Source organism: Helcococcus sp. KG196, assembly GCF_046035495.1.
GTDB classification, from domain to species: Bacteria; Bacillota; Clostridia; order Tissierellales; family Peptoniphilaceae; genus Helcococcus; species Helcococcus ovis.
Window position 1 is genome coordinate 1 of the sequence record NZ_JBFNFI010000008.1, and the last position, 15,427, is coordinate 15,427.

16 protein-coding genes are annotated in these 15,427 nt (G+C 26.6%); 1 reads left to right on the top strand and 15 read right to left on the bottom strand.

Annotation, left to right across the window (positions count from 1 at the left end):
* Positions 1–216 precede the first annotated feature (216 nt).
* From ABGF45_RS04545 to ABGF45_RS04575, 7 genes are all read right to left on the bottom strand, one after another.
* The gene (locus ABGF45_RS04545; RefSeq protein ID WP_134744394.1) at positions 217–1,500 is read right to left on the bottom strand and encodes a YSIRK-type signal peptide-containing protein; all 1,284 of its coding nucleotides are present in this window, start codon (positions 1,498–1,500) and stop codon (positions 217–219) included.
* Positions 1,501–1,922: 422 nt separating this feature from the next.
* The gene (locus ABGF45_RS04550; RefSeq protein ID WP_134744395.1) at positions 1,923–2,114 is read right to left on the bottom strand and encodes a hypothetical protein; all 192 of its coding nucleotides are present in this window, start codon (positions 2,112–2,114) and stop codon (positions 1,923–1,925) included.
* A 42-nt stretch (positions 2,115–2,156) separates the two neighbouring features.
* Positions 2,157–3,077, bottom strand: a complete 921-nt coding sequence (locus ABGF45_RS04555; RefSeq protein WP_134744396.1) for a YSIRK-type signal peptide-containing protein — start codon at positions 3,075–3,077, stop codon at positions 2,157–2,159.
* Positions 3,078–3,331: 254 nt separating this feature from the next.
* Positions 3,332–4,843, bottom strand: coding sequence for a hypothetical protein (locus tag ABGF45_RS04560; RefSeq protein ID WP_134744397.1), 1,512 nt, complete (start codon positions 4,841–4,843; stop codon positions 3,332–3,334).
* Complete coding sequence (locus ABGF45_RS04565) at positions 4,830–6,254, bottom strand: cell wall metabolism sensor histidine kinase WalK (protein ID WP_134744398.1); 1,425 nt, start codon at positions 6,252–6,254, stop codon at positions 4,830–4,832. Before ABGF45_RS04565 ends, ABGF45_RS04560 begins: the two co-directional genes overlap by 14 nt.
* Positions 6,242–6,934 carry a response regulator transcription factor gene (locus ABGF45_RS04570; RefSeq protein ID WP_134711587.1) on the bottom strand — a complete coding sequence of 231 codons (693 nt, stop codon included), beginning with the start codon at positions 6,932–6,934 and terminating at the stop codon, positions 6,242–6,244. Before ABGF45_RS04570 ends, ABGF45_RS04565 begins: the two co-directional genes overlap by 13 nt.
* Positions 6,935–6,941: 7 nt before the next feature.
* Positions 6,942–7,871, bottom strand: coding sequence for an RluA family pseudouridine synthase (locus tag ABGF45_RS04575; protein ID WP_134744399.1), 930 nt, complete (start codon positions 7,869–7,871; stop codon positions 6,942–6,944).
* Positions 7,872–7,930: 59 nt separating this feature from the next.
* Here ABGF45_RS04575 and ABGF45_RS04580 point away from each other — a divergent pair, with 59 nt between their 5' ends.
* Positions 7,931–8,299 (top strand): hypothetical protein, encoded by a 369-nt coding sequence (locus ABGF45_RS04580; protein WP_134744400.1) that lies wholly within the window; start codon positions 7,931–7,933, stop codon positions 8,297–8,299.
* Between the two features lie 57 nt (positions 8,300–8,356).
* On the opposite strand, the gene ABGF45_RS04585 is transcribed toward ABGF45_RS04580, so the two are convergent.
* Genes ABGF45_RS04585 through ABGF45_RS04620 form a run of 8 tightly spaced genes read right to left on the bottom strand, consistent with a single transcriptional unit; the run spans position 8,357 to position 15,424 of the window.
* Positions 8,357–8,890: a DUF6648 family protein gene (locus tag ABGF45_RS04585; protein ID WP_134711584.1), complete on the bottom strand. Its 534-nt coding sequence runs from the start codon at positions 8,888–8,890 to the stop codon at positions 8,357–8,359.
* A gap of 5 nt (positions 8,891–8,895) precedes the next feature.
* Entirely contained in the window at positions 8,896–9,312 is a 417-nt protein-coding gene (locus ABGF45_RS04590; RefSeq protein WP_134711583.1) for a hypothetical protein, read from the bottom strand.
* Positions 9,313–9,350: 38 nt separating this feature from the next.
* Entirely contained in the window at positions 9,351–9,788 is a 438-nt protein-coding gene (locus ABGF45_RS04595) for a DUF1292 domain-containing protein (protein WP_134744401.1), read from the bottom strand.
* 44 nt (positions 9,789–9,832) lie between these two features.
* On the bottom strand, positions 9,833–11,272 hold the full coding sequence (locus ABGF45_RS04600) for an aminoacyl-histidine dipeptidase (protein ID WP_134711581.1): 1,440 nt from the start codon (positions 11,270–11,272) through the stop codon (positions 9,833–9,835).
* 2 nt (positions 11,273–11,274) lie between these two features.
* Positions 11,275–12,015, bottom strand: coding sequence for a peptidylprolyl isomerase (locus ABGF45_RS04605; RefSeq protein WP_134711580.1), 741 nt, complete (start codon positions 12,013–12,015; stop codon positions 11,275–11,277).
* An 8-nt stretch (positions 12,016–12,023) separates the two neighbouring features.
* Positions 12,024–12,863: a S1 RNA-binding domain-containing protein gene (locus ABGF45_RS04610; RefSeq protein ID WP_134711579.1), complete on the bottom strand. Its 840-nt coding sequence runs from the start codon at positions 12,861–12,863 to the stop codon at positions 12,024–12,026.
* On the bottom strand, positions 12,826–13,731 hold the full coding sequence (locus ABGF45_RS04615) for a YitT family protein (protein WP_134744402.1): 906 nt from the start codon (positions 13,729–13,731) through the stop codon (positions 12,826–12,828). Before ABGF45_RS04615 ends, ABGF45_RS04610 begins: the two co-directional genes overlap by 38 nt.
* Positions 13,732–13,744: 13 nt before the next feature.
* Positions 13,745–15,424 (bottom strand): ribonuclease J, encoded by a 1,680-nt coding sequence (locus ABGF45_RS04620; RefSeq protein WP_134711577.1) that lies wholly within the window; start codon positions 15,422–15,424, stop codon positions 13,745–13,747.
* Between the last annotated feature and the right edge of the window lie 3 nt (positions 15,425–15,427).

The following is a 15,427-nucleotide window of genomic DNA, read 5'->3' on the forward strand; positions in this document are numbered from 1 at the left end:
TTCAAAAATATCAATATATCTTAATCAGTAATAGACTGATACACAAAATTATTTACATAACCATTAAAAATTTTACCTTTTAATTCTCTTAAAGTCTTACTTTAATTCTTCACCAACACTACTTGTGCCCTATGGGTATTTGAAAAGGGAACTTTCAATTTTTTGAATGATTGTACATCAGTTATTGGTATAGCAACATTTTTATTATTAACGTATTTATTTTTCCCAAACACCGTTAGCATTTACGTACCAACCATTAATTGTTGTTGATTTAGCCATCTTACCATTTCCTAATAAATAGTACCATTTACTATTTGTATCTTTTACCCATTTATTTGTAGCCATATCTCCACTATTATTGAAGTAATACCATGATGAATAGCCATTGTCATATAACCAATATGATTTTGCCATCTTTCCATTTCCTAATAGATAATACCATTTGCTATTTGTATCTTTTATCCATTTGTTTGATGCCATGCCCCCATTATTGTTGAAGTAATACCATGATGAGTAATTATTATCATAAAACCACTCATTTTTTGCCATCTTACCATTTTTGAATAAGTAATACCACTCATTGTCTGTGTGTTTTATCCATTCATTTGACGCCATATCTCCATTATTGTTGAAATAATACCATGATGAGTAATTATTGTCATATAACCATTCTGATCTAGCTAATTCGCCATTATCTTTTACAAAATACCATTTATCAGATACTTGCGACCAACCTTTTTTAATTCCAGGTTTTAATTGATTTCTTTCTTCTTTTTGTTTCTTTTCTAATTCAGCCTTCTTTGCTTCTGCTTCTGCCTTTTTCTTTGCTTCTTCGGCTTTTTTTGCTTCTTCGGCTTTTTTCTTTGCTGCCTCCGCTTCTGCTTTCTTTTTTGCTTCTTCAGCTTTTCTTGCCTCTTCAGCTTTTCTTGCCTCTTCAGCTTTTCTTGCTTCTTCGGCTTTTCTTGCTTCTTCGGCTTTTCTTGCTTCCTCTGCTTTCTTTGCTTCCTCTGCTTCTTCGGCAGGAGATTCTACTTGAATTAAATTTTGATTAATATCTTTCAATAGTATACCTTTATCCGTACTAAAGTATATATATATTTCATTTTCTTTTATTTCAATTTTAAATTTACCTTTCTTATCAAAATATTTTTTATCTATTTTAGCCTTATAAGCTTTACCATTTCCTTCATATTTCTCCATTTTTATTTTATTATAACCATCACTTTCAAACATTATATTTACTTCATGAATGCGATTTATCTCATTTAAATATTTTGAAAAACCATCTAGCAACAGCGTTACATCTTGATCAACCACACTTACTTTATTATTCTTATATTTTTCAGGAACAATATCATCCGCATAAACAACTCCATAGCTTTTTGAATTTTCAAATGTTGAAGCTCCAAATATAGCAAATGCCCCAACAATTACAGATACTACTCCTATAGATAATCTTCTTATAGAATATTTTAACACCCTATTTTTTCTATTATTCATCAATTCTCCTAATGTATTATATTTATATTTGAGCAAATCTTAAATAGTTGCATTTAAATTAGTCATAAATAATTATTATATGCAAATCTAAATTTTGAATAAAAATGCAATATTTAAAATTTTTATATTTGTCATATGCACTAGAGATAATATCAAATTTTTATTATTTTGTCAAATAGCCTATTTTGTTATGATATTTTCATTCCATGACAAAACAAAAACTTAAACATACTATATATGCGTTATATCCTATATTTAAATAACAAAATAAGATATAACACACCATTAATTTTTTATTTTTATTAATATATAAGTTTTATCTGATAACTCTAAAATGTATACAAGTACATAACTTTCCCAAAATTGTTTTTTCACATAAAAATAAAAGAGAATTGTTTATTATCCAATTCTCTCCTTAAATTTTAATTATTTTTTCTTATTTTGTTTTTTAGTACAAATAATGCACCTAATGATGATAATAATGTTGCTGAACTAAATAATACACCTGCATCGCTTGTATTTGGATTTTTTCTCTTATTTTCAGAATCCTTTATTTTGCGATTTGAATCAGTATTTTTTATATTTGAATTATCTACAACGAAACTTGTTGACAATGTACCGGATTTTGTTAAATAATTTTTATTAAATCTAATTTGCTAATTATGCTTACCCGATGATAAACTTGCTAAATATTTCTTTGTTAAAGTGATAATTGTACTTCCTGACTTTAATGTGTAATCTTCATCTATTTTTAATTCATTTCCATCAACTTTAACTGACGCAAATGAACTCAAAGGAGCATTTATCTTAACTACTAATGTTTTAGCATTTTTTCCTAAAAATACTTTATCTGATACAGAATCAAATCTTAAATCTTGTTTTCCTGCTTCTTCAGCCTTCTTTGCTACTTCTGCTTTTTTCTTTGCCTCTTCAGCCTTCTTTGCTTCTTCTGCTTTTTTCTTTGCTGCTTCTGCTTCTGCTTTTTTCTTTGCCTCTTCTGCTTTTTTCTTTGCCTCTTCTGCTTTTTTCTTTGCCTCTTCTGCCTTTTTCTTTGCTTCTTCGGCTTCTTCTTTTTTCTTCGCTTCTGCTTCTGCCTTTTTCTTTGCTGCCTCTACTTCTGCCTTTAATTCCAAATGCTCTCTAAATAATTTTTCAGTTAAAGCTCCATCATTTGTTATATATATTGTTTTTTTATTATTATGACCTATTAATTCAACATTGAAATGTTTTCCAAAATAATTTTTACTTATATTTCCATTATAAATATTTTTATTTTCACTATTTCGCTGTAAATTTATACTAAAATTATCCTCAATAATACTTAATATTACATTTTTCAAGCTATAATTTCCTAAAAATCCTTTTGAATATAATACAATATTATAATCTTTATTATTTGGTGTTATTGTAATTTCCATATCACTATAACTATTCGCATAAACAACTCCATAGCTTTTTGAATTTTCAAATGTTGAAGCTCCAAATATAGCAAATGCTCCAACAACTACAGACACTACCCCTATCGATAATCGTCTTATGGAATATTTTAATATCTTATTTTTTCTTTTTTTAATCATTAATTCTCCTACTATATTGTATATATTGTATTTATATTTAAATAAGTTTTAAATAGTCGCATTATAAAAATGATAAATAATCATCATTAACAACTTTTTAATCTTAAATAAAAATGCACTATTTAAAACTTATATTTTTTTGTCATATGCACGGGAAATAATATCAAATTTTAATTATTTTGTCAATTAGCGTATTTTGTTATGATATTATCATTCATGATACAAGAAAACCATAAACATACATATTCTAATATTTAATTTGTAGGTGTCTTTGGATATATAGTATAACTATTAATTTTTCTTAATTTATTATACTCATTGTACAATCCGTTAATATTTTCATCTGTTGCCCATTGACTCATAACAAGTTCATAATTTTTCGTGTTTTGTATTATAAATAGCGGATTATTTCCTATATAGTTAAAAAATATTGGATACAATTCTATTGAATTTTCTGTTTGAATCAAAATATAAGTTTTATCCGGTGACACTACAGCATCTATGGAGCCCGGCTTTCTAGAGATTATTTCCCTCCATGAAAATGATGTCGAATCACTTTGACCTATATTAACAACAGGAGTAATGTCCAGGTTAAATTGCCTAAATAATCTTGAGCCTTTATCATTATCAATTACTTGATCAATACCGGATATAAATTTCCAATTATTACTACTTCTAATAATACCAATATTACTTGTGTTAGGCTTAAAATCTAGATTTTTCAGATCTTGTCTTTCACTTAAAATATTAAAATATTCTTTATATTTTGAAAGATAAATGTTATTACCTTGGATACCTGCAATCTTATTTATATCTAGAGGTTGATTAGTAGATATATTATTTATGTTATAAATATTATAATTTTCCGAAACTGTATTTCCTTGATAATTAAAATTTGTAACAGCAATATAATCCTTATTTACATAATCAATTCTTTTATAAAAACTGTCAGTTATCACATTTTTCTTTAAATCTTCATCTAAAAATGTTGAATTAGCTGATAACGTATATTTTCCATAATCAGTTTCGGCATTTCTATTAAAAACACTTGAAACAGTCCATAATCCTGAAGATTTTGGTATTACAATATTTTCAACTTTTAGTATATTTGCTTTTTCATCCTTATCGTCTTTTTTTATATAATATGTGTAATAATCATAGTCTATTTTCCCATTTTTATCTGACTTTTTATTTCTAAAAGCAATCGATAATCCAAATCTTGGATTTTTAATTATTTGTTTTCCGTCTGTTATTGACTTTATTTCATTATATTTATTTTCTATTTCTTTTTTGCTTAAATTTTTTTCTTTTTCATAAATATAAACTTTACCTAAATCAATAGTTATTATTTTTGTATCAGATATTTTGGTAAACTCTTGTGAATATGATATATTATTAAAGATTTTATAAACTACAGTCGTATCTTTTTTGATTAATAATTTTTCCGGAACTTTTGAAATTTTATTATTCAAATAAGTAAGATAATTTACATATCTTGAAGTAATGTTCGGTTCTAATATATAGGTGTCATTAAAATCAAATATTTTTTTTGAAATAAACAGGGTAGTAGCATTGCCAACTTCATCAGTATTTTTACCTGTAGAAATATCAATGGTTTCTAATAATTTCCATTTTCCAGTAATATCCAATTTGTTATCCGGTTTTTCAATTGAAGTTAAATTCTTACTTATATCAATATTTGAACTTGAACAAGAGGTTAATAAAATTGTAAAAATAATAAATAGAAAAATCTTAAATTTCTTCATCTTTACCTCCAATTGGAATTTCAAAATGAATTGTCGTACCTTCATTTATTTTACTTTTTATTTCAAGCGTGCCTTTGTGTTGTAAAATTATTTCTTCAACAATTGATAAACCAAGTCCGGTGTGCGATCCCTCAGACGTTCCTTTATAAAATTTTGTAGTTACAAGATTAATTTCATCTTCGTTTATACCGATTCCTGTATCTACAACTTCACAAATAAGCATCTCTGTTTGTATATCTTGTTTAATAGTTATTACTACCGAGCCATTTTCAAGTGTAAATTTTATAGCATTATCAATCAAATTAATAAATACTTGTTTTAGCCTATTTTCATCAGCTACTATCATTATATTTTGATCAGAATAATCATAAATAAGATTAATTTTTTTTTCCAAACTTCTAGGTTTTAATTGATTTACAATATTTTTAACAACAGGAACTATATCAAAATGAGATTTTGATAAAGTAAATCTAGGAGAAGTAAATCTTGAAAAATCTAGTAAATCTTCTACCATTGCAGATAATCTATCTGCTTCTTTCTCAATAATTTTTAATCCATCTTCTACAGTTTCTTCGTCAATGTCCCTATCTTGAAGCGTCATTGCCCATCCTTTAATGGAAGTTAAAGGGGTACGCAGCTCGTGAGAAATTGACGATATAAAATCAGTTTTAATTTCTTCCTTTTTTATAATATTTTCACTTAACTCATCCATCGTACGTGCCAGCTCACCAATTTCTCCATGATAATCCATATTGGATTTTTCACTATATTGACCGTCAGACAATTTATTTGCTAAATTTGTTAATTTGTTTATAGGGACTAAAAATTTCTTAGCAAAATAGTACAATACAAGCAAGCCGATTAAAATGGAAAATAAACCAAAAATAACAAAAATTATCATTTTTAATGTTATTTCTCTATATAAATTATTTGTAGCACTTATAATTCTCAATATTCCTATTTGTATATTATTAGATTTAATGGGATAAATTAATGAAATTAAATTATCACTATGATCAAATCTATAATTTTCTTTAGTTTCTATTAAATTACTTACCTTAATTATATTTTTACCTATATCTGAAGAACCCGTATTATCATAATACAAAACGCCTGTATTATCTAAAATTTGGACTTGTCCTTGAATATTATTCAAAAATTCAAATCTTTCATTTAATACAACTTCTGATAAAGAATACTCTGATATTGATGAATCATATAATTCGATACTATATTTTGCTTGAGCCAGCATATTAGATTTAATATTACTAAAATAATAATCTTTTAGTGATATATATGTAAAAATTTCAAATATTGAAATAAATATAACAAATACTATCATATAAAAGAATATTATTCTAAATTTTAAATTATATTTAATTTGATTTAATAATAATTTCAATTTCCCCATCTATATCCTACACCCCAAACAGTATGCAAATACTTAGGATTTGCCGGACTATCTTCAATTTTCGCTCTGATTCGTCTAATATTAACATCTATTATTTTTGTATCTGCTTTATTTTCATTTCCCCATGCTAAATCCATTAATTCCTCACGAGTAAAAGCCTTATCCTTATTTGTTAAAAATATTTTCATTAACGATAACTCTGTTGGTGTTAATTCTATAATTTGGCCATTTTTAGTAAATTTTTTTGAATATGAATCAATTTTAAATGGTCCATATGAAAGATTATCATCTTTATGTTCTTCTTCTGAAATTAAATTAATTCTTCTAACTAAAGACTTTATCCTTAAAACTAGTTCTTGTGGATTAAATGGCTTTGTCATGTAGTCATCTGAACCTTGTTCTAATCCTAAAATTCTATCAACATCTTGAGATTTTGCTGTCAACATTATAATCCCTAAATCCGGCATTTCATTTCTCAAAACACTGCAAACTTCAAATCCATTCATTCCGGGAAGCATTACATCTAATATTACAACATCAGGCTTTATATCTAATGCCATTTCTATACCTTCTTCTCCGCTACCAGCTTCATAAACTTCAAATCCTGCTTTTTGAACATTAATTTTTGTAAATTTTCTTATTGCAACTTCATCCTCAACCAATAATACTTTATTCAAAATATTCCTCCTAAATCAATTTTCTATATAAATCATAAATAAGTTTTTTATACTTACTTTCAATTATTAAATTTTTCAAACTATCTATAGTAATTTTATTATCAAACTTTAATTTATAGGCTACAAGCTGTTGATCTTTATATAATTTACTGTTATCTTTTAGCCCATATCTTCTATCTCCAATTACAGGATGACCAATGTTTGCGAGCGTAGTTCTAATTTGATGCGTCCTTCCTGTTAACAATTTTATTTCTATCAAACTATACAAGTCGTTATACTGTAATGGATTTATAATTGTAACAGAATCTTTTCCATTTTTAGATACGCTAACATAATTTTTTTCATTTTTTTCTAATTTATTTTTAATTTCTAATTTTTTAGAAATTTTCCCATGCACTATTGCAAGATAATACTTATGAACATTTTTTTCTATTGAATTATTTAATTCTAATAAAGTTTTTCTATTTTTACAACCAATAACTAATCCCATTGTATTTCTATCAATTCTATTTACAACTGATGGTCTAAATGTAGGTTCTAATCTTGGTATATACTCTTTACGTTCAATTAATAAATCCACAATATAATCTACTACATTTTTTCCATAATCTGCTTTAGATGCAGCATGAACTAGAACATTTTGTGGTTTATCAATAATAATTATATCCTCATTTTCAAATGCAATGTCTAAATTTAACTTATTTCTTACTGAAATTTTATCCTTTTTCCATTTTTCAATTTCTTCATCATAAATATATATATCAATTATATCATCCTTAAAAATCAATGTACTTGGCTCCGATTTTTTCTTATTTACTTTTATTTTTTTAGTTCTCAGCCACTTATATATTAATGAATTAGGTGCTTCTGAAAAATACTTATTCAAAAACTTTATTAATGTTTGATTATCATCATTTATATCAATTTTTATATGTCTCATTTTATTTTTTTACCTCATTATGATATTATTATAGCATAAGAAAATTAAAAGAGGTAAATATGAAATACATTAAAGATTTCTTTTATAATTTTTCAGACCTTATTTTTGCTTTAATTATTATATTAGGAATAAGTTTTGTTTTGTACTTTAATTTTAACAATTTAGTTAACATTGAATCAAAAGCATCGAATATTATAAAGGAAGATAATTTAAAAAAAGAAGATAATTCAGAAATAGAAGTAACCATACCTAAAGGTATCAATTATAAACAACTATCTGAAATATTATTTGAATATAAAATAATTAAGGATAAGGATAATTTTACAAAATACCTAGAAAAATCTAAAAAAAATATTATTTACGGCACACATAAGATTAGAAAAAATTTAGCCTTTGATCAGATAAAAGATATCATATTAGCTAAATAACACCATGAGCTGCTCCAAAAGTTTCAATTAAGACGAACTTTTGGAGCAGCTCATTTTTCATCTATTTATATAACTATCTATTAATGATTGTCTAATTTCATAAGAAAAACATTTCTTTGAAATTAGCAAATTTTTTACATTTTCATTTTTAGTGTGTAATATTACCTTTTCTCTATCCTTAAAATAAATTTCAAAAATTTGATCTTTTAAATTTTTTGAATGCATACTTACATAATAAGCCTCTATTTTAGAACTATCTTCTAATTCAACCATAGCTAAAATGGCTTGATCCTTTAGATAATAATTATTTAACTTTGCATTTTCTGATAATTTAGCTTTTTTCAAATTTTTCGCCATACGATACATCTTAAATTCTTCTAATGCTAATTTTGCTTTAGTATTATAATAATTATAATTATATAAAGCTTTATTAAAAGAATCTAAGACCGTAAACGGCCTTAGATTAATTTTTGAAAATATTTCATTATTCTTATGATTAAATTCTGATTTATTAATTTTACTTTCATTTAATAAATCAATATATTTATTTCTTAATTTAATAAATTCATTTAATTTATCTTTTTCAGACAAATACACTACAATACCTGAACTTCTACTTCTAAATCCTTAAATTCAGATTCATCTTCAAAATCTAAACCTAAAAGTATTTCCAAATCAGATTCTTCTGTCAATTTATTTAATTTTTCAACAAATACTTTAGTATTTTCAGGTGTGAACTCCACTATTTGATATAACCCATCCAAATATACCTTTTCAATATCATAATCTCTTGAAACTATACCTGCAATAAACCCATATAATGATTCAATATTATCTATACCATATTTTTTTGCATTTATCAATCTAACAGCATAATCTAAAGAAAAAATATGTGAATCATCTGTATCTATAAAAACAATATTACCATTTCCTCTTGACTTTTCCTCATTTGCATTATCTATTAGATATTTTGTTTTTCCACTACCTGATTTTCCTAAAACTAATTTAACCATATAAAACCTTCCTTAAATTTGTTAATTTGCTAATATTACTACTCGTGTTTATGTTCGCAATTACATTTATGTTCTTCTTCATGATGGTGGTGTCCACATTTACATTCATGTTCTTCTTTATGATGGTGGTGATGCTCATGATAATCAATACTATCTACATCTATTTCTTCTTCTTCGATATAGTTATAATAAGCATCAGCTGCAACTTGAAACTCTTCTTCATCTTCGATTAAAGATACATCAAATGTTTCATCTTCACCATAAGTTGCTCTATATAATAAAATTTCACCCGGTTCATCATCTTCAATTGGAAGCAATGCAATATAATCTTGTTTATTAACATCATATTGTGCAATTACTAAACATTTAAGTTCCGTATCATCATCAAGTGTCAATATTACTTCCTTAAAATCTTCTTCTTCATCTAAATGTTCATCATCTAGATTTTCGTTTTCATAATCAAGTTTGTCTGTCATAGATACCTCCTTGTTTATTTAAATATACCTAATTTTCATAAAAATTACAAGCTTTTTAAAATGTTTTTCACAAAATTAAATGAAAACTCTGTAGAGCTGATGGAAAGCCTTTCCACCGGTGTATGAGCACCGAAAATATCAGGTCCGATACTTATCATATTTATATCGGGATATTTTTGACTTAAAATTCCTGTTTCTAGTCCGGCATGAATAACTGCTACTTCAGGATATTCATTTCTTAATTCCTTGTAAATTTCTTTAGCATGATTTAATAATACATAATCAAAATTTGGTTTCCACATTGGATAACCTTCAGAAAATTTAACATCAAAATTATATTTTTCAGCTATTTCTCTAACTTTATTTTTTAAATAATCTAAATCACTGGAATCAGAACTTCTTATAGATGTTTGAATTTTTACAATATCATCTTCCGTTTTTAAAATTGCTAAATTGTTTGAAGATTTAACAATATTTAAATCTTCATCTAAAGTATTTACTCCATGAGGAAACTCATTTAGTATATTAAGTATTTCTTTCTTTTCCTCACAATTAATATATAAATTGCCAGCCTCAATTTCATTTAATGTAAATTGTAAATCTTTTTCATCTTTAAGTAAATTTGGTCTTAAATCATTAAATATTTCTTCCAATTTTTCAGACAATAAATTTTTATCATTTTCATAAATACCGATTATTACTGATGCACTTGAAGGAATTGCATTATGCTTTGTCCCCCCATTTATTGAATATAAAAAATAATCAATATCATTTGATAATTTTAATAATATTTCATCTAATATCTTAATAGCATTTAGTCTATTTTCATTAATCATTATTCCAGAATGTCCACCTTGCAAACCACTCACTTTTAATTCAAAATTTTGTAATTTCTTGGTGTTTTTAGAAATTCTCTTTTCCAAATAAGCATTTATTCCGCCGGCACAACCAACAATAATAATTTTATCTTCTTCATTATCAATATTAATTAAATTTTTTCCTGTCAATACATTTTCAGATAATCCTATCGCTCCATCCATTCCCGTTTCTTCAGTTGTTGTAAATAAAGCCTCAAGTTTAGGATGCTTCAAAGAATCATTTTCAAGAATTGCCATCATCATCGCTACAGCAATACCATCATCAGCTCCTAATGTTGTATTATTAGCATGAATAAAATCTTCTTCAACGATTAATTCAATTGGATCACATGTAAAATCATGTGTCGATGAATCTGACTTTTCACAAACCATGTCCATATGACCTTGTAAAATTACAGTTTCTTTATCTTCATATCCTTTTGAAGCCGGTTTAACGATAATAACATTACCATGTTGATCCCTTATAGTTTCTAACCCAAGATTTTTGCCGAAATCATAAATAAATTTTGATATTGCCTCTTCATCATGAGAACATCTAGGAATTTTACTTATTTTTTCAAAATTTTTAAACACATCATATGCACTTGAATTCAATAATCTTTGCATAATTACATTTCCTTTACATCATATTTTTTCTTTAATTCTTCTGATTTATTTAAATATAATTCTTGTTGTTTTTGAGATAAAATATTTCTTCTTAAATTTTCTTTATAATTTTCAAAAGTATTTTCTTTAACCAGTTCTTTATTTTCCAATTTAATTATATGGTATCCAAATTGTGTCTTGACAGGTTCAGAAATTTCTCCTACATTCATATCCAATAATGCATTTTCAAATTCCGGAACCATTTGTCCTGTTTGAAACTCTCCTAAATCCCCGCCTCTTTCTTTTGACGGACACATTGATTTTTCTGATGCTAACTCTGCAAATCTTGCTGCATCTTCTAATTCTTTTCTTATACTTTTAACTTCTTCTTCATTATCAACCAATATATGTGATGCTCTAAATGTGTATACATCCTTAAATTGATTTTTATTTTCGTTATAAAATTTTTCAACTTCCTCATCAGATACTTTTGCTTTAGACAACACATTTCTCATAGCATATTGTTTTAATATTTGTTCTTTTGCAAATTCTAATTCTTTCTTAAAATCTTCTTCTTCATCTAATTTATTTTCTTTTGCGTCAAGTAAAAATAATTCTTGATTTAATAATTCTTTGGCTATTTGCTTAAATCCCTCTTCATTATGAAATCTCATGCCTTCCTGTCCTAAATTATGAACAAAATCATGTACCTCATTTTGAGTTATTTCCTTATCCCCGATTTTATAATATACTTTATTTTCCATTTTACCTCCTATTTGACAATCATTATACCGTCATTTTTAAATATTATTTTTCGATGTTTATATAATCTTCCTATAGATTTCTTAAATTGAGATTTACTCATATTAAATACTCTTTTGATAATTTTAGGATCCGATTTATCATTTACTTTTAAAAATCCACCATTATCTCGTAAAGTATTGTATATAAAATCTGCATCCTTATTTAATTCCACGTGAGCTCTATTGTTGGTAGTTAGATCAATTTTCCCATCATCTTTTATTCTTTTTACTCTTAAACGTAAATTATCTCCAACCTTTGGAACACCTTGTATCTCTTCTTGAGCAAGCATTCCATTATACTTACCTTCAACCAAGATAAATGCCCCGAAGTTTGAGTCATAAGAATAAATTTGTCCATTGACCCAATCATTTTCATTAATTTCAATATTTTTTTCAAAAAAATCTTCAACTTTCATAGTAGCTGTCAATCTTTGCGACTTGTCAATATATAATCCAACAAGATGATAGCTATGTTTTTTTATAGTTCCTTTTTGCTCATCAAAAGGCAATAATAGATCCTTATCTAATCCCCAATCTAAAAATGCTCCTATTTTGGTTGTATCAACAACTTGCAATATAGCTAATTTTCCCAATTCAATTTTGGATCTTTTTGTCGTAGCAATTGGTCTATTGTTATTATCTTTATATACAAAAACCTCTATTTCATCACCAATTTCCTTTTCTTTTTTTAAATATTTTCTTGGTAATAATACATCGTCATCATCGTTATGTTCATTATTTCCTAAAAAAGCTCCTACTGATGTAAGTCTTTTAATCTTTAATTTTTGTGTCTTCCCTAGCTTCAACATGATTAAACTCCCTTGAAAATCCATATCCATAAACTTCATTTATATTGCTGATATATACAAAGGCATCATCATCAATACTTTTTATAAAATTTCTAATTTTTACATATTGTTTTTTATCCACTACTGTTACTAAAATTTCTTTTTCTGTTTTAGTATAACCACCTTTTGCCAAATAAAGTGTAGTACCTCTATTTATTTCATTCATTACATAATTATTTATTACATCTACGTGACTTGAAATAATTGTCATTGCAATTTTAGAATTAAATCCTGCAATGAAAACATCTAAAACATAAGTAGTGATATATAGTGAAATAAATGAGTAAATCCCACTTTGTAATCCAAATACTGTTCCAGCAAAAACAATTATAGATGTATCAACTATTAACATTCCCTTGCTTACACTAAATTCAGAATATTTTTCAATTATTTTAGCTAAAACATCCGTCCCTCCTGTTGAAGCATTTTGTCTAAATACAAATGACAAACCTATCCCTATTGATATAGCACCAAGGGCTAAATTAGCTAATGTATCTTTTAATATAGGTTCTTTAACTGTAAATAAAAAATCTAAAATCCCCATAAATATTGTATATGAACCTGCTCCTATAACTGTAAAAATCCCAAATTCTTTACCTAAAAAATATGAACCTAAAACAAACAACAGTAAATTAAGAACCCCCATAATAAAACCAATATTTATTGCAGGATATAAATGCTTTATAACCTGTGAAAAACCTGTAACTCCTCCGGCTGCAATATTTGACGGAACATTAAACAAAAATGTTCCAAAAGCCATAATAAGTGTTCCGAATAAAATCCATAAAACCTTATTAATTTTTTTATACAAAAGATTTTTATTTCTCATTATATTCTCATTTCTATATTTCTAATATCATTGTCATAATCATCGGATTTCTCTTTAGCTCAGTATAGAAAAATACTCTTAATTTTTCATTTATCAAATACTTCATTTGATTTGTATCAGAAATTCTCTTTGCATTTATTTCATTTTTAGCATTTTCTAAAATTTTATATGTGCCTTCCATTAAGTTCTTTGAATCTTTTACGTATACAAATCCCCTTGTATTCATCTGTGGTTTTCCAATAATATTACCTGTGTTTTTATCAAACGACATCGCCACATTAATAATACCATCTTCTGCTAATTTTATCCTATCTCTTAAAACTACATTTCCTACATCACCAATACCAAGTCCATCAACTAAAACTTTACCTGCCGGAACTTTTTCTTTCATTTGTGCTCCATGTAGTCCTATTTCAACAACATCTCCTACTTCTGTAATAAATACATTTTCTTCTTTAACACCCATTGAAATAGCCAGATTTTTATGCATAACTTGGTGTCTAATTTCACCATGAGCAGGGATAAAATATTTTGGTTGTATTAATGCCAACATTAATTTTAATTCTTCTCTGGATGCATGCCCCGAAACATGAACATCTGCAAGTTTTGAGTAAACAACATTTACACCTAATTTTGTTAAGTTATTTATTACCGAGCCCATAGCTGCATCATTTCCCGGTATTGGCGTTGCAGATATTACAACAGTATCTTTTTCAGTTAATTTTAATTTACTATGCTCTTCTCTTGCCATTCTTGTAAGAGCAGCCATTTGTTCACCTTGACTTCCAGTTGTCAAAACTACAATTTCTTCAGGCTTAAATTTATTTATCTTATTCATATCTTGAATAGTATCTTTTTTTACTTTTAAATATCCAAGTTCAATTGCTATCTTAACATTTCTAAGCATTGATCTTCCTGATACAAATAATTTTTTATTATTAAATTCAGTAGCATCCAATACCTGTTGTACCCTATGAAGATTTGATGCGAAAGTTGCAACCAAAATCCTACCTTTTGAATCCGCAAATACTTTTTTAAATGTTTCTCTTATAGTTAATTCACTTAAAGTCGATCCCGGTCTTTCAATGTTTGTACTCTCTCCAAACATACATAAAACGCCTTGTTTTCCTAACTCACCAAGTCTTTGCAGATCCATTTTAACTCCGTCAATAGGTGTGAAATCAACCTTAAAATCTCCTGTAAAAAATACGATTCCTATATCTGTGTGAAATGCTAATGCACACGAATCAGGAATTGAATGTGTAACTGCAATAAATTCAACATCTACATCACTAATCCTTATTGTTTGACCTTGTTTTACCGTTTTTAATACGGATTTATTTAATCCGTGTTCTTCCAATTTAGCTTCTATCAATCCAAGCGTTAGAGGTGTTGCATATACTCGCATATTTATCTTTTTTAATAAATATGGTACAGCACCTATATGATCTTCATGTCCATGGGTTACAAACAACCCTTTAATTTTATGTTTATTTTGTTCTAAATATGTGAAATCCGGTATTACAATATCAATTCCCGGCATTGTTTCATCAGGAAATGTAAGTCCCGCATCAACTATAAAAATTTGATTTTTATACTCCAATGCAGTCATATTTTTCCCAATTTCTCCAACCCCACCAAGTGGAATAATTTTAATACTCGATTTTCTTTTTTTTCTATAATATTTATTCATTTT